Annotated in this window: 17 protein-coding genes and 1 other RNA gene; 10 read left to right on the top strand and 8 right to left on the bottom strand. The window is 64.4% G+C overall.

The features are described 5' to 3' along the window. The first annotated feature begins 232 nt into the window (after positions 1–232). A complete protein-coding gene (locus IP86_RS07895; RefSeq protein WP_054161967.1) occupies positions 233–772 on the top strand; it encodes a PRC-barrel domain-containing protein in 540 nt (179 codons plus the stop codon). A gap of 113 nt (positions 773–885) precedes the next feature. Here the strand turns inward: IP86_RS07895 and IP86_RS07890 are convergent, their stop codons facing one another. Beyond that, positions 886–2,424 (bottom strand): DUF4403 family protein, encoded by a 1,539-nt coding sequence (locus IP86_RS07890; RefSeq protein ID WP_054161966.1) that lies wholly within the window; start codon positions 2,422–2,424, stop codon positions 886–888. A 215-nt stretch (positions 2,425–2,639) separates the two neighbouring features. Beyond that, on the bottom strand, positions 2,640–3,353 hold the full coding sequence (locus IP86_RS07885) for a L,D-transpeptidase (protein ID WP_054161965.1): 714 nt from the start codon (positions 3,351–3,353) through the stop codon (positions 2,640–2,642). Positions 3,354–3,625: 272 nt separating this feature from the next. On the opposite strand from IP86_RS07885, the gene IP86_RS07880 reads away from it, so the two are divergent. Together IP86_RS07880 and IP86_RS07875 are read left to right on the top strand one after the other, a co-directional pair. Further along, positions 3,626–5,074, top strand: coding sequence for a tryptophanase (locus IP86_RS07880; RefSeq protein WP_054161964.1), 1,449 nt, complete (start codon positions 3,626–3,628; stop codon positions 5,072–5,074). A gap of 240 nt (positions 5,075–5,314) precedes the next feature. Next, on the top strand, positions 5,315–5,515 hold the full coding sequence (locus tag IP86_RS07875; protein WP_054161963.1) for a DUF3606 domain-containing protein: 201 nt from the start codon (positions 5,315–5,317) through the stop codon (positions 5,513–5,515). Positions 5,516–5,564: 49 nt separating this feature from the next. On the opposite strand, the gene IP86_RS07870 is transcribed toward IP86_RS07875, so the two are convergent. After that, the gene (locus IP86_RS07870; RefSeq protein ID WP_054161962.1) at positions 5,565–6,197 is read right to left on the bottom strand and encodes an HAD-IA family hydrolase; all 633 of its coding nucleotides are present in this window, start codon (positions 6,195–6,197) and stop codon (positions 5,565–5,567) included. A gap of 35 nt (positions 6,198–6,232) precedes the next feature. Next, positions 6,233–7,183 (bottom strand): LysR family transcriptional regulator, encoded by a 951-nt coding sequence (locus IP86_RS07865; RefSeq protein ID WP_054161961.1) that lies wholly within the window; start codon positions 7,181–7,183, stop codon positions 6,233–6,235. A 324-nt stretch (positions 7,184–7,507) separates the two neighbouring features. Here IP86_RS07865 and IP86_RS07860 point away from each other — a divergent pair, with 324 nt between their 5' ends. Next, positions 7,508–10,924, top strand: coding sequence for an autotransporter outer membrane beta-barrel domain-containing protein (locus tag IP86_RS07860; protein ID WP_245290565.1), 3,417 nt, complete (start codon positions 7,508–7,510; stop codon positions 10,922–10,924). A gap of 36 nt (positions 10,925–10,960) precedes the next feature. Here the strand turns inward: IP86_RS07860 and IP86_RS07855 are convergent, their stop codons facing one another. Continuing rightward, positions 10,961–11,197, bottom strand: coding sequence for a hypothetical protein (locus tag IP86_RS07855; protein WP_054161959.1), 237 nt, complete (start codon positions 11,195–11,197; stop codon positions 10,961–10,963). Between the two features lie 216 nt (positions 11,198–11,413). Here IP86_RS07855 and IP86_RS07850 point away from each other — a divergent pair, with 216 nt between their 5' ends. Next, the gene (locus IP86_RS07850) at positions 11,414–13,369 is read left to right on the top strand and encodes a methyl-accepting chemotaxis protein (protein WP_054161958.1); all 1,956 of its coding nucleotides are present in this window, start codon (positions 11,414–11,416) and stop codon (positions 13,367–13,369) included. 244 nt (positions 13,370–13,613) lie between these two features. After that, positions 13,614–14,852 carry an extensin-like domain-containing protein gene (locus IP86_RS07845; protein ID WP_054161957.1) on the top strand — a complete coding sequence of 413 codons (1,239 nt, stop codon included), beginning with the start codon at positions 13,614–13,616 and terminating at the stop codon, positions 14,850–14,852. Between the two features lie 9 nt (positions 14,853–14,861). Here IP86_RS07845 and IP86_RS07840 read toward each other — a convergent pair whose 3' ends face one another. After that, positions 14,862–15,497 carry a TetR/AcrR family transcriptional regulator gene (locus IP86_RS07840; protein WP_054161956.1) on the bottom strand — a complete coding sequence of 212 codons (636 nt, stop codon included), beginning with the start codon at positions 15,495–15,497 and terminating at the stop codon, positions 14,862–14,864. A 186-nt stretch (positions 15,498–15,683) separates the two neighbouring features. On the opposite strand from IP86_RS07840, the gene IP86_RS07835 reads away from it, so the two are divergent. The 4 genes from IP86_RS07835 (at position 15,684) to darG (ending at position 20,544) form a co-directional block, all read left to right on the top strand. Then, positions 15,684–16,928: an HlyD family secretion protein gene (locus IP86_RS07835; RefSeq protein WP_054161955.1), complete on the top strand. Its 1,245-nt coding sequence runs from the start codon at positions 15,684–15,686 to the stop codon at positions 16,926–16,928. Between the two features lie 130 nt (positions 16,929–17,058). Beyond that, complete coding sequence (locus IP86_RS07830; protein WP_054161954.1) at positions 17,059–18,645, top strand: DHA2 family efflux MFS transporter permease subunit; 1,587 nt, start codon at positions 17,059–17,061, stop codon at positions 18,643–18,645. A gap of 196 nt (positions 18,646–18,841) precedes the next feature. Beyond that, a complete protein-coding gene (gene darT, locus IP86_RS07825) occupies positions 18,842–19,483 on the top strand; it encodes a type II toxin-antitoxin system toxin DNA ADP-ribosyl transferase DarT (RefSeq protein WP_054161953.1) in 642 nt (213 codons plus the stop codon). Continuing rightward, a complete protein-coding gene (darG, locus tag IP86_RS07820) occupies positions 19,483–20,544 on the top strand; it encodes a type II toxin-antitoxin system antitoxin DNA ADP-ribosyl glycohydrolase DarG (protein ID WP_054161952.1) in 1,062 nt (353 codons plus the stop codon). Before darT ends, darG begins: the two co-directional genes overlap by 1 nt. 120 nt (positions 20,545–20,664) lie before the next feature. Here darG and rnpB read toward each other — a convergent pair. Together rnpB and IP86_RS07815 are read right to left on the bottom strand one after the other, a co-directional pair. Continuing rightward, positions 20,665–21,124: RNase P RNA component class A (gene rnpB, locus IP86_RS07930), an RNA gene on the bottom strand. A 64-nt stretch (positions 21,125–21,188) separates the two neighbouring features. Further along, positions 21,189–22,058 (bottom strand): N-acetylmuramoyl-L-alanine amidase, encoded by an 870-nt coding sequence (locus IP86_RS07815; RefSeq protein WP_082363885.1) that lies wholly within the window; start codon positions 22,056–22,058, stop codon positions 21,189–21,191. Between the last annotated feature and the right edge of the window lie 164 nt (positions 22,059–22,222).

Here is a 22,222-nt window from a genome sequence, read left to right as displayed (position 1 = left end):
CGTCTGGAACTGCAAACCCCGCTTCGGCAACGGAGCGGGGTTTTTCTTGCTGCGGTGTTCGCGCGCTTTGTTGGCGGTGCCCTGTCGCGCTTGCGAACGCTGCCGGACCGAGCGCCGACGCTGTGACGTTTTGGTGCGTAGTTGACGTCAATAAAGCGATCCATTGCCGGAACTGGTCGCGGTGATGTCCGTTCTTTGGGGACCATTCACAAGCCACGGAGGGCACCACCACATGAAGAAGACCAGCACCGTTCTCGCCGGCCTGCTCGGCTCCACCCTGATCGCGACCGCTGCTTTCGCCCAGTCGCCGGCCGCCACCGATAACTCGATGTCGAAGACCACCGCGGCGCCTGCCGCGAGCTCGATGTCGAATGCCGGTGAGTGGCGCGCTTCGAAGATGGTCGGCCTCAACGTCTACAACCAGGCCAACGAGAAGCTCGGCGACATTTCCGAAGTCCTGCTCGACAAGTCCGGTAAGGTCCACGCCGTCGTGATCGGCGTCGGCGGCTTCCTCGGCGTCGGCCAGCGTGACGTCGCGGTAGCGTTCGACAAGATCAAATTCGTCGATACCCCGGTCCAGTCGAACACCGCGGCGAACGCTCCGGCGGGCTCGGCGTCGACCACCACGACCGGCTCGACCGCGACCACCACGACGACCACCACCAACAACGCAAACAGCACCGCGGAGCGGATGTATCCGGATCACGCTGTGTTCAACGCCACCAAGGACGAGCTGAAGGCGATGCCGGAATTCAAGTACGGCCGCTCGTAAGCTGAGCGTTTGATCCGAGCCTGCGGACGATCCGTCGTCCGCAAGCTATCGGATCGCGTACGAGCCGGGTGACTTCGGTCACCCGGCTTTCGTGCGTGTCGAGGGTGCTGAGCTCAAGGACTTTTCAGCTTGGTAATCGTCACTTCGAGGATGCCGTTGGCTTCAGCGGTGACACGGAGCATCGAGGAGTCGAAAGCGACGTCGGTCAGCCGCAGGCTGGAGATCTCCGAGGAGATCCGCAGGCCGTCTTCGTTGCGCTGGTAGCTCGCGATCACCGCGCCGATCCGCCGCTGCACGTTGGAGGATTCCGGTTTCAGATCGAACACCGCGCGCTCGGTGATGGCTTTCTGCAGATACGGCACCGCCGCGCGGGCCGCTTCGCCGAGCAGGCCGAACGCTGCCTCGGATTCCACCGCAAGCTGGACGTCGGCGAGTCGCAACGTCTGATCTTCCTGATTGAGCACCGGGCGGCCCCAGATGTGCAGCGTCGCTTCGCCGCCGAACATGCCGAACAGGCCTTTGCTTTCCTTCGCATCGACCAGCATCGACACCAGCAGCCGGTCGCCGCTCGCCGCGACGTTGACGCGCTTCACGGTGACGGCCGCCGAGCCGCCGTTCTCCGGGAAGGTTCGGCCGACGAATTGCGGCTCGATCACCCGGCTGAGCTCCTGAAACGGAATGTCGATCGGCACCGCGACCTTCACGCCGGTGCTGTTCGGCGCGATCATTTCCAGCGCCGCCGGGAAAGGGCATTCCGGCTTGGTCGGCGCTGTGGTGATACGGCTGTCGGCGACGATGCCGAGCGTCAGGGCCACAGTCGCGGCGTCGATCTGCGGCTGCGCTGCGAGCGCGCGGGTCGGTCGCAGTTCCAGCCAGAAGCCGTTCGGCACGCCGGCGCCTTGCAGCGGGATCGAGCGGCAGATCCGCGCCCATTCGCGCCGCGCACTACGCTCCAGCGCGCCGTCGTTGCGGATGGTCTGCTGCAGCTGCGCGACCTGTTCGTTGACGGCCTTGTCGATCACCGGCTTGACCTGCGCCGGAACGTTGATCCGCGCTCCGGCCACCGCGACATTGGAGTCGGACAACAGCACCTGCGCGCTGAGATTGGGATCGACGTGCCAGTCCGGCAGAACCTTTGGGCGCGCCGTGATGGCGATCATGCCCTTGATATCGCCGCTGGCGCTGAGCGACTTGATGTTGACGCCGACCTGCTTGGCGATCTTGTCGCCGAACAGCTTGCCGAGTGTATCGCCGACCTTGTTCTGGGTGCTGGCCGAGAGCGAGCCCTTGGCTGACATCGTACCTGTGAGCGGGGCGGTGACCGTGACCTGCTCGGCCGCGCCCTTCACGGCGACGGCGCCGCGCGCGACGCTCCAGGAGATGTCGGCGTTCTGTACGAGCTGCGGTACTGGATTGTCCGCCTTGCCGCCGAAGGTGCGCGGGGCGGTCCGATCGACGAGATCGCGGATCGCCGTCAGCGGCACCGAGACCGGGACCACGACCGAGGACTGACGAATCGGCGGCAATGGCGGCAGCGCCTGCAGGGTCGGCGGACTGATCGCGCGCGGCGTCAGCCAGTCGAACGCCTTCAGCGTGACTCCGAACGAGATCGCAATGATCGCGAGGCCAATCAGGATAGTCTTGAAACGCATTTAATCCCCGGTCCGAAACGGCCGGACCATACAGGGCTGCGCCCCGAGGCGCCAGCAGGAGCGGTCTGCCAGCCGCTGCTGGTTCATGAAAACGCGGCAATGTAGCCACCGCGCCGCCGCCGCCGTGTCACAAGGGACACTGCGGCAACGTCACGACACGAAAAAGATTGGCGCGGGTCGCCGCGCCAATCGCGTTCACCGAGTTGCTTCGCCTGCTAACCGCGGCGGCCGCCGCCGTTGTCGGCCCGGCGCGAGTCGGGCAGCACGATCACCTTGGCGCCGACGCTGACACGGGAGTACAGGTCGCTGACGTCGTCATTGGTCAGCCGGATACAGCCGGACGAGACGTGCGTGCCGATGGTCGACGGCGCGTTGGTGCCGTGGATGCGATAGATCGTCCCACCCAGATACATCGCGCGGGCGCCGAGCGGATTACCGGGGCCGCCGGCCATGCGCCGCGGCAGATAGGGCTGGCGGGCGATCATTTCCGGCGGCGGCGTCCAATCCGGCCACTCCGCCTTCTTGGTGATCGATTGGGTGCCCGACCAGGTGAAGCCGTCGCGGCCGACGCCGATGCCGTAGCGGACCGCACGGCCGTTGCCGAGCACGTAGTAGAGATAGGTGTTCGGCGTATCAATGATGATGGTGCCGGGCGCCTCTCGGGTGGCGTAGCTGACGATCTGGCGCTTCAGCCGGGCCGGCAGTTCGGCGGCGGGCGAGCCGTCATCGTCCTGCGGCGCGGTCTGAACCGACGGCATGCTCGGCTCGGTCGGCGCATAGGCCATCGGCTGCATCGCGGCCGGCTGCGGCAGGAAGGGCAGGAACGGGAAGGGCAGCGGCTGGGTGGCATTCGCCGGACCGGCGGCAAGGGCCACGATCGCGACGGTCGCCATGGCGGCGGCACGTCCGGCAAGCCTGAAATGGGTCATCTGTGACTCCCTGGTCTGTACGCCTGTTCTGATCGCCAGCGCCTTGTCGGCTGCTTGTTGGCGCTATCAGTAGCGCGCGACCGGTTTCAGGAGGTTTTCGTCGACCCCCCAATTTGGTTTCGTCGCGGTAGGGATTTGTTTCGCCTGCGGTGGCCGAGCACCGGCTCGAACGGGCCGCCTTCACCCGTTTGATCGGGCGCAATTCCGACCGGGCGGCCTGCCGGTAAAGCCCGAGCCGCCGCGAAGTGCGGGTTTGCTGGGGAGTTGGCGACATGGCGACGGTGAAGTTCTACGGCAACGAGACGGTGCCGCTCGAGATGCACAAGGTGCGGATCGTGCAGAAGCTCAGCCTGCCGCCGGTCGAGCGCCGGCTGGAGAAGATCACCGAGGCCGGCAACAACACCTTCCTGCTGAAGAACGACGACGTCTTCCTCGACATGCTGACAGACAGCGGCGTCAACGCCATGAGCGACCGACAGCAGGCGGCGATGCTGGTCGCCGACGACTCTTACGCCGGCAGCGCCACCTACACCCGGCTGGAGACCAAGCTGCGCGAGATCTTCGGCATGAACTACTTCCTGCCGACGCATCAGGGCCGCGCCTGCGAGCATATCCTCGCCAAGGTGTTCGTCTCGCCCGGCAAGGTGGTGCCGATGAACTATCACTTCACCACCACCAAGGCGCACATCACGCTGCAGGGCGGCACGGTCGAAGAACTGGTGACCGACGCCGGGTTGGAAGTGGTCAGCGCCAATCCTTTCAAGGGCAACATGGATATCGCCAAGCTGCGCGCGGCGATCGCCCAACATGGCGCGGACAACATCGCCTTCGTCCGGATGGAGAGCGGCACCAATCTGATCGGCGGTCAGCCGGTGTCGCTTGCCAACCTCGCCGACGTCAGCAATGTCTGCAAGGAGCACGGCATCCCGCTGGTGCTCGACGCCAGCCTGCTGGCCGACAATCTGTACTTCAACAAGACGCGCGAGGACCACTGCAAGAGCCTGTCGATCCGCGAGATCACGCGGCGCACCGCGGACCTGTGCGACATCATCTATTTCTCGGCGCGCAAGCTCGGCTGCGCCCGCGGCGGCGGCATCTGCATCCGTGACCGCGCATTGTACGAGAAGATGCGGCCGCTGGTGCCGCTCTACGAGGGCTTCCTCACCTATGGCGGCATGTCGGTGCGCGAGATGGAAGCGCTGACGGTCGGCCTCGACGAGACCATGGACGAGGAGATGATCAACCAGGGGCCGATGTTCATCGGCTTCATGGTCGAGCAGCTGCAGGAGCGCGGCGTGCCGGTGATCACCCCCGCCGGCGGCCTCGGCTGCCACATCGACGCCAAGCGTTTCGTCGATCATATTCCGCAGTCGCAATACCCTGCCGGCGCGCTGGCGAGCGCGTTGTACATCGCCTCCGGCATCCGCGGTATGGAGCGCGGCACGCTGTCGGAGCAGCGCGAGCCCGACGGCAGCGAGATCTTCGCCAATATGGAGCTGGTGCGGCTGGCGATGCCGCGCCGCGTGTTCACGCTGTCGCAGGTCAAATACGCGGTCGACCGCATCGCCTGGCTCTACGCTAACCGCAAGCTGATCGGCGGGCTGACCTTCGTCGAGGAGCCGCAGGTGCTACGGTTCTTCTACGGGCTGCTGAAGCCGGTGTCCGACTGGCAGAACCACCTCGTCGCCAAATTCCGCGAGGACTTTGGGGATAGCTTGTAGGACTCATCGGATCCGCACGTCGTCATTGCGAGCACCCGGATCGGCGCTTTGCGCCGTCCGGGCACAGGCTCCGCGAAGCAATCCAGCTCAGTGCACCGGGCTGGATTGCTTCGTCGCTTCGCTCCTCGCAATGACGGGGCGAGTGCTGTGCTGAACCGGCCTGCGCTCTGGCTCGAGGCGAATTTGCGGAACCTGCGATTCCTGACTGCGTTGCTTCGTCGGCAACATCAGGAGGACAGGATGGCTGCGAAGAAGACCACCAAGACCACGACCGCCCGCGGACGTAAGCAGGACCGGGCGCGCGTCGCCGGCGGGCAGGACTACGAAGTCCGCTACGAAGCCAAGAAGACGGGCCGTTCGGCGCCGGCTGTGAAGAAGGCCGTCAAGAAGGTCGGCAACGTCCGCAAGACAGTCGAGAAGAAGTTGGCGAAGAAGGGCTGAGCGCCGTTCAGTTTTCCGCGCGGCGGGCCGAGCCGACCGCGCGTCAAGCTTAGCGCAGCTTCAGCCCTGTCGCGGCCTCGAGGTCGGTGATCGCCTGCGCGGCGCTGCTGACTTTGATGGTGGTCATGCCCATCTCGCGCGCCGGCTTCAGGTTGACGCCGAGGTCGTCGAGATAGACGCAGCGCTTCGGATCGACGCCGAGCTTGTCGGTCATCATCTGGTAGATCCGCGGATCGGGCTTGCGCAGGCCGATCTTGGCGGACTCGATGACGTGATCGAACAGCGTCATCACTTCGGCGACGTACAGCGTGCGGCCGGAGGTCGAGCCGATCGCGTTCGCCGGCAGATTGTTGGTGATGCAGCCGGTCTTGCAGGTCTGCTTGACCCGGCGCAGCGCCTCCACCATGTCGGGGCGCAGCTCGCCGAACAACAGCGCGATGACGTCCTTGCCGCGCACCTCGGCGCCGAGCGCCAGCGACTCGGCGGCGAACAGCGCGTCGAAAGCGTCGAGATCGACTTCGGCGCGTTCGAATTTCGCCCAGGCGTTTTCAAGGTGGTTGGCGGCGTTGGTGCGGCGGATGATGTCCGCGGGCAATCCGCGCTCGGCCTCGAAGCGTGCGAACGCCTCGAACGGCGAACTCGTGAGCACTCCGCCAAAATCCCAGATCACCGCCTCGATCATCGCGTTCCATCTCCCCGCTGTTGTTGCGGGAACCGCTAGCACGCGCTCGCGGCCGGGACCAGCCCGGAGCGGGCGTCCGCTCGCAGCGTCTTCAGCATGGCTTCGCGCAGCCAGCGGTGGCCCGGGTCATCGGTGTTTCGCTGGTGCCAGATCAGATGATAATCCTGCGGCGAGATCGGCACCGGGGACTCGAAGATCTGCAGACCGAATTTCGGCGCCATCAGTTCGGCGAAGCGTCGCGGCAGAATTCCGATCAGATCGGTGCTGCCGACAACCGCCGGGATCGACCATGCCTTGTGAACCATATAGGCGATCCGCCGCACGCCGCCGCCGATGGTGATGTCGCGATCGATCGTGCTGTGGCTGCGCAGCTCCGGAATCGGCGCGACCTGCTCGAGGGCCAGGAAGGTCTCCGTGTCGAGCTCGGCGCCGATCTGCGGATGGCCGCGGCGCGCCACCACGATGTAGTCGCACGGGCAGATCGTCTCGAAGACCAGACCCGGCGCACTGACCGGAAAGACGTAGCAGGCCAGATCGAGTGTGCCGGCCAGGATATCGTCGGTGACGCTCGAGTTCCACGACGGGCGCGACTCGATCGTGATCTGCGGCGCATGGGCGGCGATCTCGCGCAGCAGCGGCGGCATCAGCAGCCCCTCGAGCATGTCGGCGATGACGATCCGGAAGGTGCGCTTGTAGGAGCCGAGCTCGAGCCTGCGCTCGCCGTCGAACTGCTGGCGAATCAGGCGGAGCGCCTCACGTAAGGGTTCGATCATCTGCTGCGACCGCAGCGTCGGCTCGACGCCGCGTCCGGAGCGCACGAACAACGGATCGTCGAGATGCTCGCGCAGCCGCGTCAACGCGTTCGATACTGCGGGCTGGCTCAGCGCCAACTGCCGCGCGGCGTGACTGATGTTGCCGGTCGAATAGACCGCGTCGAATACAATCAGCAGATTGAGATCGACCTTGCGCAGATTGATCGTCCCCATTTGGCACCGTTTTTGTTGTTGATGGGGTGAAGGGTCGCAGCGGAAGTGGCAGCATCACTGCTCACGACGAACAGATCGCGAAGCTACTCCGCAGCTTGTGTGAATCCGGGCGCTCATTCCTTCTGCAGCGGCGATGCGGTTCCATTATTCGCGTGGTCGATGGTTGCTATTCGCAGACGCAATTGTTCATCCCAATCATGAACCTTTAGGTTGATTCCTGAAACAGGTCATTCGTGATCTGCGAGGTGATGGGGCGTGGGCGTGCAGAACCAGAAATTTTGTAGCGGGCCGTTGTCGCGGGTCGCGACGTGTCGGACTCACATCGTGTGCCGCCGACGCGTGCTTTCGTCCTTGCTGGCTTGCACCGCTCTGGTCGCGGTTGCGTTCCCGGCAGCCGCCCAGCAGGTCTGGGTCGGCGGCACCAGTTCGGATTACGGCACGGCCGCCAACTGGAGCGGTCCGGCCGCTGTGCCGGACGCCTCGGCCACCGCGGTGTTTACGAATAACGGCGCTCCGGCGGCGGTGGCCATTTCCGGTTCCTACAGTGCGGCGGGCTTCACCTTCAATGCGGGAGCGCCGTCCTACACGATTTCACTGGGGGCCAGCAGCGACTTGAATTTCTACGGCGCTGGCATCGTCAACAATACGAGCGTCGCACAGAATTTCGTCGTGGGTTCCGGAGGGGCGCAAATCGACTTCCGCGGCACGAGCACCGCCGGCAACGCGACGATCGAGGTGACTTCCGGCGGCGTGATGCTGTTTAGCGAGAATGCATCCGGAGGAACCGCGCAGATCGTAAACAATGGAATTCTGTATCTGCGCACGGACATAGGGCATGTCGACATAGGTGCTCTCTCGGGCGACGGCACGGTCGCCGCGTTTCGGGGCACGACCGGGACTGTTCAAACCGTGAATGTCGGTACCTTGGGGACATCCACCACATTTTCCGGGGTGCTGCGTGACGGCGACGCGCCGCTTGTGCTCGGCAAGGTGGGCTCCGGCACGCTGACTTTGACGGGAAACAGCATCTACACAGGCGGGACGACGATCTCCGCCGGCACACTGCAGATCGGCGACGGTGGTACGACCGGCTCGATCACCGGCGACATCGTCAACAATGCCACGCTCGCCTTCGATCGCGCCGGGGCGCTGGAAGTTGCCGGCAACATCTCGGGCTCCGGCCAGCTGACCAAGGATGGCTCCGGCACGGTGGTGCTGACCGGCACCAACACCTACACCGGCGGCACCACGATCAATGCCGGGACGCTGCAGATCGGCGATGGCGGCACCACCGGTTCGATCGTGGGGAACATCGTCAACGATGGGGCCCTGGTGTTCGCACGCTCGGACTCGACCGGCTTAGGGAATAGCGTCATCTCGGGTACCGGCAGCGTCACCTTGCTCGGCACCACCGCGCTGCTGCTCGCTGGTGCGCAAACCTACACCGGCGGTACGACGATCAGCAGCGGCTCGTTCCTGCAGATCGGCAGCGGCGGCACGACGGGGTCTCTCGTCGGCAATGTCGTCAACAACGGCATTCTGGAATTCGCCCGCATCGACGACCACAGCTTCAACGGTGCGATTTCCGGTACTGGCCAGTTGCGGGTCTTCAGCAACGGCAACGGCACTTTCACTTTGACCGGAGCGAACACCTACACCGGGGGAACGCGGGTTTCCAACGGCACGCTGCAGATCGGCAACGGCGGCACGTCGGGCTCCATCGTCGGCAATGTCGACAACCGGGGGACTTTGGCGTTCAATCGCTCCGATGCGATCGGCTTCGGCGGCGTCATCTCCGGCAGCGGCAATCTCACCAAGCTCGGCGCCGGCACGCTGAGCCTGACCGGCGCCAGCACCTATACCGGTGGCACCACGATCTCCGCCGGCACCCTGCAGATCGGCGACGGCGGCACCTCGGGTTCGCTGGCCGGCAATATCAGCAACAGCGCGACGTTGGCGTTCAATCGCTCCGACGCGACAAGCTTCGGCGGCGTTGTTTCGGGCAGCGGCCAAGTGATCAAGCGCGGCGCCGGCAATCTGTCGCTCGCCGGAATCAGCAGCTACACGGGCGGGACCACGGTCGAGGCCGGCTCGCTCAGCGTCAACGGCTCGATCGCGTCGTCGTCGCTGACCACGGTGAATGCCGGCGCGGCGCTCGGCGGCAACGGCACGGTCGGCACCACGCTGATCAACGGCGGCGCGCTGGCGCCGGGCAATTCGATCGGCACGCTCAACGTCAGCGGCAACCTGACCTTCACGGCGGCGTCGAGCTACATGGTCGAAGTGTCGCCGACCAATGCGGACCGCGTCAATGTCAGCGGCACGGCGACACTCGGTGGTGCGACGGTGAACGCGTCGTTCGCCAGCGGTGGCTATGTCGACCGACAATATACCATCGTCAATGCGACCGGCGGCGTGGTCGGCACGTTCGGCTCGCTGGTGAACACCAACCTGCCGTCCGGCTTCAAGTCGAGCCTCGGCTACGACGCCAACAACGCCTACCTCAATCTGGTGCTGGACTACACGCCGCCGACCCCGCCCGGACCTACACCGCCGGTGATCAACAGCGGCCTGAACGGCAATCAGACTCAGGTCGCCAACGCGCTGAGCAATTACTTCGTACGCACGGGCAGCATCCCGATCGTCTTCGGCGCGCTGACGCCGGCAGGGCTCAGCATCGCTTCCGGGGAGACGCCGACCGGCGCGCAGCAATCGACCTTCACCGCGATGGACCTGTTCATGGGCGTGCTGACCGATCCATTCAGCAACGGCCGCGGCGCGCCGGACGCAACGTCGGCACCAATGGCGTTCGTCGACGCAGCGCAGCCCGCCGGTGTTCGTGATGCGCATGCGATGATCGGCAAGGCCGGCGCGCTGCCGTCGTTCGAACCGCGCTGGGTGACGTGGGGCGCCGGCTTCGGCGGCTCGCAGACGACAGACGGCAATGCCACACTCGGTTCGGCCACGGCGACCAGCCGACTCGCCGGCATCGCCGCGGGCGCGGATTACTGGCTGTCGCCGCAGACGGTGGCCGGCTTGGCGATGGCCGGTGGCGCCACGCAATTCGGCCTCGCCAACGGGCTGGGGTCGGGGCGCTCGGATCTGATGCAGGTCGGCGGCTTCATCCGCCATCGCATCGGCGCCAGCTATCTCACGGCAGCGGCGGCTTACGGCTGGCAGGACATCACGACCGAGCGGACTATCGGCATCGGCGGCTTCAATCAGCTGCGCGCCAGCTTCAACGCCAATGCCTACTCGGCACGGGTGGAAGCCGGTCATCGCTGGGTTGCGCCGGTGATCGGCGGCGTCGGCCTGACGCCCTACGCCGCCGCGCAGGTCACGGCGTTCGATTTGCCGGCCTATGCGGAGCAGGCGGTGAGCGGCAGCGGCGTGTTCGCGCTCGGCTACGATGCCCGAACCGCGACGTCGACGCGCAGCGAACTCGGCCTGCGCGGCGACAAATCGTTCGCGTTGGACGGTGCATTGCTGACGCTGCGCGGCCGCGCCGCCTGGGCGCACGAGTTCGACATCGATCGCTCGGTCACGGCGACCTTCCAGGCGCTGCCGGGCGCCAGCTTCGTGGTGGGCGGTGCCCGCCCGGCGGCCGACGCCGCGCTCACCACGGTGTCGGCGGACATCAACTGGCTCAACGGTTTCTCGGTCGGCGCCAGCTTCGAGGGCGAATTCTCCGAGGTCACCCGCAGCTACGCCGGCAAGGGCGTGCTGCGCTACGCGTGGTGATTGCGGCCGGGCCCGGCGGAATGCCGGAGCGCCGGCTCAATGCATCGTCTTGCTGCTCTTGAGGAACGGGCGGCGGGCGGATTCGTGCTTTTCGTAGAGTTCGAGCCAGCGGCGGTCTTCCGGCCGGTACCAATCGTCCTCGATCGCCGGCGGCGGTCCGCTCTTGCTGATGATCTCGTCCAGCCGGAAGAACTCGGCCGTTTCTTCTGACGTGAGGCCGATCAGCACCCTGTTGCCGGAGGAGTCGAGTTCGTAGTCGTCGTCCTTCATCATGCGGCCAATTGAGCATCTGGGCCGCGGGGGTCAACGAAATTGCCGTCTTAACCTAACCGATCAACCTTACTGCCGGCGCTGTGTCGGATTTCGTGTATATCGAGATCGGTTCCCGTCGTTAACATTCTGTTCTTTCTCTGCAACTACACGTTTACCTCTGATGGTTGGGTGTGGCCGCGCGAGTATGCGGCGTGCAAGCAGATAGGGGACTCATCGATGCTGAAGTCGATTTCGGCACGCATGATCGTGGCGATCACGCTGGTGGCGATCGGTTCGTGTGCGATGCTGGCCGGATTCAGTTTCTGGCGCCAGCAGGCGACCATCGACGTGGCGCTGGAGCGGGAGCTGCGCAGCGACTACGCCAATCTGGTCGGTGCGATCGAGGCCGAGACCCGGACGACGCTGGCGGTCAGCGAAACCCTTGCGGCGATGCAGACGGTCAAGGAGGCGGTGCGCGCCGGCAATCGTGACGCCACCGTCGCTCTGATGAAAGAGGCGCACGGCAAGCTGGCGCCGCGCGGGCTCGATCTGATCACCATCCAGGTTCCGCCATCGGTGACGTTTGCCCGGGTCCACAAGCCGGACGCCTTCGGCGATGACGTTTCGGGCCGGCGCAAGATGGTGGTCGAGGCGCTGTCGAAGGCGCGTGCGGAGGGCGGAATCGAGCCCGGCCGCGACAATCTCACGGTGTTCGGCACTGCGCCGATCGTCGATGCCAAGGGCCTGATCGGGACAATGGACGTCGGCTCGCCCTTCGGTGCCAATTTCGTCGCGCGGATGAAGTCTCGGTTCGGTGTCGATGTTGCGATCCTGCAGCCCGTTGGAGACAAGATCAACGTCATCGCCTCGTCGATTCCGGGCTTGGTGCCCGATGCCGATGCGGTTCGTCGCGCGATGGCCGGCGAACTGGTGATCCGCAAAAGCGACGATGGCGGCACGGCGACCGGCGTGTCGTTCGGGCAGATCAAGAACTACTCTGGCGCGCCTGTCGCGGTGATGCAAATCGTGCGGGACGCCAGCGCCTATGCGGCGCTCACCGACAGCGCGATGGAGTGGTTGGCGCTGGCGACGCTGTGCGCAGCGCTCGCGGCGGCGGCGATTGCGGTCTGGCTGGGCCGCGGCATGGCCAAGCCGATCCAGGCGCTCGAAGGCGCGATGCGGGAGATCAGCCAGGGGCGCCACGCCGTCGAGGTCCCCGGCTGCAACCGCCGCGACGAAGTCGGCTCGATGGCGCGCACGGTCGAAGTCTTCAAGGAGAGCCTGATCGAAACCGAGCGGCTGCGTGCGGCACAGGACGAGCAGCGCATCGCGCATGAGAGCGAGCGCCGCAACACGATGCTCGAACTCGCGGCGCGGTTCGAAGCCAGAGTCGGCACCGCGGTGCAACTGGTCGGCTCGGCCGCAACGGAACTGCGCTGCACTGCGGATTCCATGGCCGGCACCGCCACCGAATCCGAGCGACGCATCAGCGCCGCCACCAGTGCATCTTCAGAGGCTACCTCGAACGCGCAAGCGGTCGCCGCCGCGGTCGAGGAACTCGACGCTTCGATCGCCGAGATCGGCAAGCATGTCGATCAGTCCGCGCAGGTCGCGAGCGAAGCCGCCGGGCAGGCCAGCCGTACCAATGAAGAAGTGAAGGGCCTCGCCGAAGCGGCGCAGAAGATCGGCGAGGTGGTGACACTGATTAGCGACATCGCTTCGCAGACCAATCTGCTGGCGCTCAATGCGACGATCGAAGCGGCCCGCGCGGGCGAAGCCGGCCGCGGCTTCGCGGTGGTCGCCGCCGAGGTCAAGGCGCTCGCGGAACAGACCTCGAAGGCGACCGAGGAGATCTCGTCGCAGGTCGGCGCGATCCAGGTCGCGACGCAGAGTTCGGTCACAGCGATCGAGGGCATCACCACCATCATCAGCCGCGTCAACGAGATCGCCACGGCGATCGCCAGCGCCGTGCGCGAGCAGGGCACAGCGACGCGCGAGATCGCCCACAACGTCGCCGAGGCCGCACGCTCGACCACCGAAGTGTCGAGCAACATCGTGCATGTCAGCGACGCCGCGCGCGAAACCGGCGTCGCCGCCGCCCAGGTCGTCGACTCTGCGACCGAGCTGTCGCACACCGGCGAAACGCTCAAGTCTCAGGTCGAGGCGTTCCTGCGCGAGGTGCGGGCGGCGTAACTGCGACGAGTCCACACGGACGTTCATCAATCTGATCGTGATGCCCGGGCTGGCCCCGGGCATCTGTGCATGTGAGGCCGAACAGCGCTGACGACATGGCTGGCGGGCCAAGGCCGGCCGCGCCACGTGGTGAAAGGCTTGCGGCGCACCACCAACTAACAAGTTCGATGCGCCGCTTATGGTTAACGGCAACTAACGCAATACCATTCAATTCTCATTAATGAGATTGAGCGACTGTGCGCGCATGACGCGCGGAGTTCGTTTGTATCTCGTCGGCTCCATCGTCCTCGTATCGCTTGCTGGTTGTGGACGCGGTCTGTTTCAGACCGCCGAGCGCGAGCCCTGGCGAGCCGAGGCCGAGGTCGCTTGTCTGAAATCCGGCGCCGTCAAGGAGGGGCCGGATCTGGTCCGGATCGATCCGATCTCCGGTCCCGGTGTGTGCGGCGCCGAGTTTCCTTTGAAGGTCGCCGCGCTCGGTGAAAGCAGCGCGATCGGTTTCGCCGACGATCTGCGTCCGCCGGCTTCCGTCGGCGGCGGCTCGCAGCCGCGCTGGCCCGGCGCGCAGCAAGGCTATGGCTCTCAGCCAAGCTACGGCTCTCAGCCAAACTACGGTGCGCAGTCGCGCAGCTATCCGGCGCAGCAGCAGCCGTCCTACGGCGCCGCGCCGAGCGGCTATGGGGCGAACGCCGGCATCGACAATGGACGCGGCGGCCCTGTGTCGCTGAGTGCACCGGGCACCGCGCCGGCCGCGCAGGACATCGAACTGCCGCCAGAAGGCGGGGAGCGTCCGCCGGCCGAGAACGTCACCGGCTACGGCGCGTCGCGCGAGCCCAACCCATCGCAGCGCTATCCCGAGGAACAGCGGCCGTTACCGCGGCTCGGCCCGGCGCAGGGCACCGTCACCGGCTCGGTCGGTCCGGTCGCGCTGAAGCCGACCGCGACGTTGGCGTGCCCGATCGTCTCGGCGCTGGATCGCTGGCTCGCCGAGTCCGTGCAGCCGGCCGCGATGCGTTGGTTCGGCGTGCGCGTGGTCGAAATCAAGCAGATCTCCGCGTATTCCTGCCGCGGCATGAACGGCAATCCGAATGCGCATATTTCCGAGCACGCGTTCGGCAACGCGCTGGACATCGCGGCTTTCATCCTGGCCGACGGCCGTCGCATCACCGTGAAAGGCGGTTGGAAGGGATTGCCGGAAGAGCAGGCGTTCCTGCACGACGTCCAGGATTCGGCGTGTCAGGTATTCACCACCGTGCTGGCGCCGGGATCCAACGTCTACCACTACGATCACATCCACGTCGATCTGATGCGCCGGCGTAGCGCGCGCAGCATCTGCAAGCCGGCGGCAGTGCCCGGTGAAGTCATCGCTGCGCGGCTGCAGCAGCGCAATCCCTACGCGTCGAGCGGCTGGAACGGCCCGACCGGCTCGATCGGCCGCGCGACCGCGCGCAAGGCGGTGGATCGCGATGAAGCCGAGGACGATTAGTCCTGCGGCTTAGTTGCCGGGCTTCTTCCCGTAGGCCGCCAGAAACATCCGCGTCGCGCTGTCGACGACTTCGGCGATGTGTTCGGGGGAGGGGGCGCCCGTCGTCTGGAAGATGTACGGCAAGAACAGCGTCGCCTGGCACAGCTTGGTGAACTGCGCCGCGGCGAGGTGGCAGTCTTCGATCTGCAGCGCGCCGGCCTGCACCTGTTGCTGGAGATAGCGGGTGAATTTGCCGAGCGAATTGGCGATGACGCGCTCGTAGTAGTGGCGGCCCACGTCCGGCATCCGCTCGGCGATCGCCATCACGGTCCGGATCGCCGATGCCCCACGCGGATCGCACAGCAGCTTGATGTAGGCCGCGCCGAACACCTTCAGGGACGTTTCGACGTCGAGGTCCGGCGAGAACTCGAACGCCAACATGCCCTGCGCCACGCTCTCCTGCTGCATGATCTCGCAGAACAGCGCGTTCTTGTCGGCGAAATAGACGTACAGCGTGCCTTTGGAGACCCCTGCGGCGCGGGCGATCTCGCCCATGCTGGCGCCATCGAAGCCCTGCTCGAGAAACACCGTGCGGGCACCCTTGACGATCTGGCGCCGCTTCGCGCTGTCGTCGTCGGAGCCGGAGAGGGCGACGGGTGCAACCATTGGTTCAGCGTGTCCCAAAAAAGTGATCGGCGCCACCGCCTGTAAGCACAATGCTTGGGCAGTGCTGCTAGGCTTTGCGCAGGAAACTACCTTGACCGAACCGTTCGGTCAATATAGTTGGGAACGGCTGTCAGGGGCGACGTCCCGGCAGGTGCTCACGTGTGAGCCAGTCAGGGAGAAGCTCTCATGTCCGGTCGCGACCAAGCTGCTGCCCGGGTGATCAGGTCTGAGTCCGAGCAGGATGACGTCGTCGCCTCCGGAGCCGGCGTTGCGCCGGTGGAGCCCCGGAAGTCCGCGCACGAAGAGACCTCGCTGAAGCTCGCCGAGCCGCCACAGGCCGACAGCGAGGCGGAGCCGGTCGCGACCCCCGCGCGCCCGGCGCCGGTGGTGAAAAAGCCGAAGCGCAAGCGGATGATCCTGCTCGGCGTCGGCCTCGCGGCGCTGGCTGCGGTCGCTTACTTCGGCACCGACTACATGCTGGTCGGACGCTTCATGGTCTCGACCGACGACGCCTATGTGCGCGCCAACAACACCACGCTCGGCGCGCGCGTCGCCGGCCACATCGCCGCGATCCTGCCGGGTGACAACACGCTGGTGAAGGCCGGGCAGGTCGTGTTCAAGATCGACGACGGCGATTACAAGATCGCGGTCGACAGCGCGCGCGCCAAGATTGCCACCCAGCAGGCCACGATCGAGCGGATCGGTCGCCAGGTGACCGCGCAGCAGAGCGCGGTCGAGCAGGCGCAGGCCCAGCTCACCTCCGCCGAAGCGGCGGCCAAGCGCGCCGATCTCGATTTCGATCGCCAGCAGGCGCTGAGCACCAAGGGCTTCGCCTCGCGCGCCGTGTTCGAGACCTCGCAGGCCAGCCGCGATCAGGGCGTCGCCTCGGTGGCCGCCGCCAAGGCTGCCTTTGACGCCGCACGCGACAATGTCGAAGTCACCAAGGCGCAGCAGGCCGAGGCTCGGGCCCAGCTCGCCGAGCTGCAGAGCGCGCTGGCGAAGGCCGAGCGCGATCTCGACTTCACCAATGTCCGCGCGCCGGTCGAAGGCGTGTTCTCCAACCGCCTGGTCAACACCGGCGACTACATCAATGCCGGCCAGCGGCTCGCCAACATCGTCCCGCTCGACGGCGTCTATGTCGACGCCAATTTCAAGGAAACGCAGCTGGCGCGCTTGAAGCCGGGCCAGACTGTGGACGTCTCGGTCGACGCCTATTCGGGCCGCAAGATCGAAGGCACGGTGGAGAGCCTCGCGCCGGCGGCCGGACAGGTGTTCACGCTGCTGCCGCCCGACAACGCCACCGGCAACTTCACGAAGATCGTGCAGCGCGTCCCGGTCCGCATCCGCGTCCCCGCCGACGTCGCCCGCGAAGGCCTGCTCCGCGCCGGCATGTCGGTCTACGTCAAGGTCGATACGCGGACGGGGAAGTAAGCGTCGTCGCCTCCGTCATTGCGAGGAGCGAAGCGACGAAGCAATCCATCGCCGGGCACTGAGCTGGATTGCTTCGCTTCGCTCGCAATGACGGATAGGGCGTTTCAGGCCGAACTCTAAGGAATTGCCGATGTCGGCATCGACCACCGCAACGGCTGGAGCCGTGCCGCAGGAGCCGTCGGAACACGTGCCGGCGAGCCGACTGTTCGCGTTCCTGATCATGGTGTTCGGGATGTTCATGTCGATCCTGGACATCCAGATCGTCTCGGCATCTCTGTCGGAAATCCAGGCCGGCCTGTCGGCGTCGTCGTCCGAAGTCTCCTGGGTGCAGACCTCGTATCTGATCGCCGAAGTGATCGCGATCCCGCTGTCCGGCTTCCTGTCACGCGCGCTCGGCACGCGCAACCTGTTCGCCATCTCGGCGGCCGGCTTCACCTTCGCCAGCCTGATGTGCGGCTTCACCTCGTCGATCGCCGAGATGATCGTGTGGCGCGCGATCCAGGGTTTCCTCGGCGCCGGCATGATCCCGACCGTGTTCGCCTCGGCCTACACGGTGTTTCCGCGCTCCAAGTTCAATCTGGTCGGGCCGATCATCGGCCTGGTCGCGACGCTGGCGCCGACCATCGGACCCACCGTCGGCGGCTACATCACCGATTTGATGTCGTGGCATTGGCTGTTCTTCATCAACGTCGTGCCCGGCATCGGCATCACCATCGGCGTGCTCGCGCTGGTCGATTTCGACGAGCCGCATTACGAGCTGCTCGATCATTTCGACTGGTTCGGCCTCGGCTTCATGGCCGGCTTCCTCGGCTCGCTCGAATACGTGCTGGAAGAGGGGCCGCGCAACGACTGGTTCAACGACGAGTCGATCTTCATCTTCGCGATCGTCTGCGTGGTCTGCGGCGTGGCGTTCTTCTTCCGAGTGCTGACCGCGCGCGAGCCGATCGTCGACATCCGCGCCTTCACCAATCGCAATTTCGCGTTCGGCTGCCTGTTCTCGTTCTGCGTCGGCATCGGCCTGTACGGCCTGACCTACATCTATCCGCGCTACCTCGCCGAGGTCCGCGGCTACAGCGCGCTGATGATCGGTGAGACGATGTTCGTCTCCGGCATCGCGATGTTCCTGTCGGCGCCGCTGGTCGGCCGGCTGATGACGCTGGTCGATATGCGCATCCTGATCGCGGTTGGCCTGTTGCTGTTCGCCGCCGGCACCTGGCAGATGACCTGGATCACGCGCGACTACGACTTCTACGAGCTGCTGTGGCCGCAGGTCTGCCGCGGCATTGGCATGATGATGGCGATGGTGCCGGTCAACAACATCGCGCTTGGCACGCTGCCGCCGGAGCGCGTCAAGAACGCGTCGGGCCTGTTCAACCTGACCCGAAACCTCGGCGGCGCGCTCGGCCTCGCGCTGATCAACACCGCGCTCGACAACCGCACCGACTTCCACATCTCGCGTCTGCACGACAAGGTGAACTGGGGCAACGCCCAGGCGGTCGACTTCCTCAATATGCTGATCCAGCGTTTTCAGGGCATGGGCGACGCTTCGATGATGGCGCTGAAACAGTTCAACCAGATCGTCCACCGCCAGGCCGTGACGATGAGCTTCGGCGACGCGTTCTTTTTGCTGACGATTTTCTACATCGGGTTGAGCACGCTGGTAGTGCTGGTCGCGAAGCCGGCGAACCCGGCGGCGGCTGGGGGCGGGGGGCATTGAGGAACTGCCGCAATAGACCGCCGCTGCAACACACTGATGGGCGCTATCATCGGTCAAGCGTCGTCAGTATATGTTGACAAGGCCGCGACGTTCTTTTTATGTTCTCTCAATAGAATCGATTCTTGCCGATCTAGCCTCGACTTGGAGGGCAGATTATACGCATCTACGAGACTGTTCTGCTCTATGGGAGAGAATTGTGGCGCTGCCGGAGCTCACAGCGGAAAGTGCGCTAATCTTCCGCATTACCCACAGGGACAATTTGGCTTGGATTTTGGACAATGGCGTGCACTGCCGTAACTCCAACAAGCAAGACCCCAACTTCGTCAACATCGGCCTTGTGGAGTTGATCGACAAACGGAGAACCTGGCCTGTTCCCGTTAAGCCTCATGGGACCTTGGGGGACTACGTCCCCTTTTATTTCACTCCGCGCTCGATAATGGCATACAATATTCATACTGGCCGGAACGTGCAGCAGCGCGACAATGAGCAAATCATGCTTCTTGTTACTTCGCTTGCGCGTCTACGCGAGAAAAATGTGCCGTTTGCGATTACGGACAGACACGCGTGCGCATCACTAGCAAACTACTACAACACCGTGGATGGCCTAAAGCAAATCGACTGGAAGATTTTGCGGGCTAGTGATTTTAGCAGAGACAACGACGATCCGGACAAGACGAATCGTTACATGGCAGAGGCGTTAGTGCATCAGCACATGCCAATCGATGCTCTGCTCTATTTAGCGTGTTGCGATGATAAGCAAAGGTTATGGGCAGCCGATTTGGTGTCTAAGCGGAAGCTAAACCTAGAAGTTCACACCAAACGAGGATGGTATTTCTGATGATTACCTTCACTGAGGGTAACTTGCTCAAGGCGGATGCTGAGGCTTTGGTCAATACCGTGAATACAGTCGGTGTGATGGGGAAGGGGATTGCCTTAATGTTCAAGGAGGCGTTTCCTGAGAATTTTCGTGCGTACTCGGTGGCGTGCAAGGCTCATCAGATCAAAGTGGGGCAGATATTCGCGACTGAGCGAAAGGATCTCATTGGTGGGCCTAAGTGGATCATAAATTTCCCAACCAAGCAGCATTGGCGCAATCCGTCCAAGATTGAGTGGATCAAGGATGGATTGAATGATTTGGTACGGTTTATTCGTGAGCATGAAATCAAGTCGATTGCGCTTCCGCCGCTCGGTAGCGGCAACGGAGGTCTAGATTGGAAGTCTGTTAGACCTCTTATCGAGTCGGCCATGGGCGATCTTGATGTTCAGATCATCGTTTATGAGCCTACGGCTCGCTATCAGAACGTGGCGAAGCCTTCAGGGGTCGAAAAGCTGACGTCTGCGCGAGCGTTGGTCGCGGAACTGGTGCGGCGTTATTCTGTCCTGGGATTTGAATGTACTCTGTTGGAAATCCAGAAGCTCGCTTACCTTTTGCAGAGGCAAATAGTGCTGGCTGGGCTAGCGAGTCCGCTTAGGCTCGATTTTAAGGCCGACAAATACGGTCCGTACGCTCCGACATTAGGGCATCTGCTAAATAGCTTGGATGGTAGTTACCTTCACTGCGAGAAGAGAGTAGCAGATGCGAGCATCCTTGATACAATTTGGTTTGAGGGGACGAAGAAGGATGTTGTGGGTACCTACCTCAGGGCAACAGAAGCTAAGCAATTCATCGGTGCTCTCGATCGAACTACGGCTCTTATTGATGGGTTTGAGTATCCGTTAGGGATGGAGTTGTTGGCCACTGTCGATTGGTTGTTAAGTCACGATAAGGTGGAACCTAACTTGGAAGCCGTAAAGTTGGGGCTAAAGAAGTGGCTTGGGGGTGGTGAAGCGTCTCAACGTAAGTTGCGGCTGTTTGAGGATTCAATGATCGAGCTGGCCCTCGCTCGATTTAAGAACTGACCTCTGTACTCTGATCGGCTCGGGTTTCTCATCGAGCTTTTGGATGACGGAGTTCAGGGAGGACAGTGTCTCATATTGAAGGCGAAGGGCCCGGCGTTTCCGCCGAGCCCCTCATGAAGAAGTATCAGCCGGCCTGTAAGCCGGGTTCTGGAGGGCAGCGCTCGCGTTGAAGCGAGGTGCTGCGCGACGGCCATTCCTCTGGGACGCTGTTTGCACAGCGCCTCGAGCAACCTACCCGGACGGCGGGTTTGACATCACCCTGCGGAGTTATCGCTCCGAAGAGCGAACTATCCGCGATGCCGTCCCTATTCGGTTTTGCTCCCGGTGGGGTTTACCATGCCGTCTCCGTTGCCGGCGACGCGGTGCGCTCTTACCGCACCTTTTCACCCTTACTCGCCCCCACCCTGACCCTTCCCCGCAAGCGGGGGAGGGAAGAATGAGAGAAGCGGTTCGTTCTCTGTGGCACTTTCCCTGGGGTTGCCCCCGCCGGACGTTATCCGGCACCGTATGTCGATGGAGCCCGGACTTTCCTCCCCGGCGGCCTTTCGGCGCTTGCCGGAGCGGCCGTCCGGCCGACTGACGCGGCAAGCCATGCGGGCTCCGCGCCGCTGCGTCAAGGCGAAAGGGCGCGGCGTGGGCCCCCCTCAGCCCGCCGCGGCGAGCGGGTGCGCGTCGGCGGGCAGGATGCCGAGCAGCGCGTGCAGGGTCGCCAGCGTCGAGCTGTCGGCGATGCCGTCGACCTTCTCGGGGCGGAAGTGGCGCTGGAAGGCGGTCACCACCTCGGTGGTGGCGTGGTCGTATTTGCCGCTGACGGCGATGCCGTAACCGTAATCGGCCAGCGCCTGCTGCAGGGCGCGCACGTCGTCGCCCTCGGCGCCGTGCTTCAGCGTCTCGCTGTCCGGCTCGATCCGGGCCGGCTCGACGAACAGGCCGACGCCGGAGGCGGCGAGCGAGCGCCACGGGAATTTCTCGCCTGGGTCCTTCTTGCGTGCCGGCGCCACGTCGGAATGGCCGAGCACGCGATGCGGGGCGATGCCGCGGCGAATGATGATGCCGCGGCACAGCGCGATCACCGCCGCGATCTGCCGCAGCGGGTAGTCGGGATAGCCCCAGTCGTGGCCGCGATTGATGATCTCGATGCCGATCGAGCAGGAGTTGATGTCGTCCTCGCCCGCCCATTTGGCGACACCGGCGTGCCAGGCGCGCTTGGCTTCCTGCACGCATTGCAGGATCCGGCCGTCCTCGAGCACGACGTAATGCGCCGAGACCTCGGTGCCGGCCTTGCACAGCCGGGTCAGCGCGCTCTCGACGTCGGGCATGCCGGTATAGTGCAGCACGATCATGTCGGGCTGCCGGCCCTTGTTGCGTTCGCCGAAATTCGGCGAGGGGATCACATCGGAAACGACTGAAGAATCTGGAATGAAAGTCTGCATGGCCACGATGCCCTTGGGCAGTGGGACGATACGTCGTTGTTTCGACTCTGGACCCGCAGACGCGAACGAAGCTGGCATCACACTATCCAAACCCGGCAGGAGAACGGCGAAGGCGTGCGACACGCAGCGCCGTACCCACTATCCCGGGCACGACCACGGGTCGCAACGCGCGGATGTCATGATTTGGTCGTTTTCTGTGGAGTGTGGATGATCGGCATCACCAGATACCGCTGGGGCAAGCGGTT

Origin of the sequence: Rhodopseudomonas sp. AAP120 (assembly GCF_001295845.1) — a bacterium.
Taxonomy (GTDB): domain Bacteria; phylum Pseudomonadota; class Alphaproteobacteria; order Rhizobiales; family Xanthobacteraceae; genus Rhodopseudomonas.
Note: the sequence above shows the minus strand (reverse complement) of the source record. Positions and strands in the feature narration are given on the sequence as shown.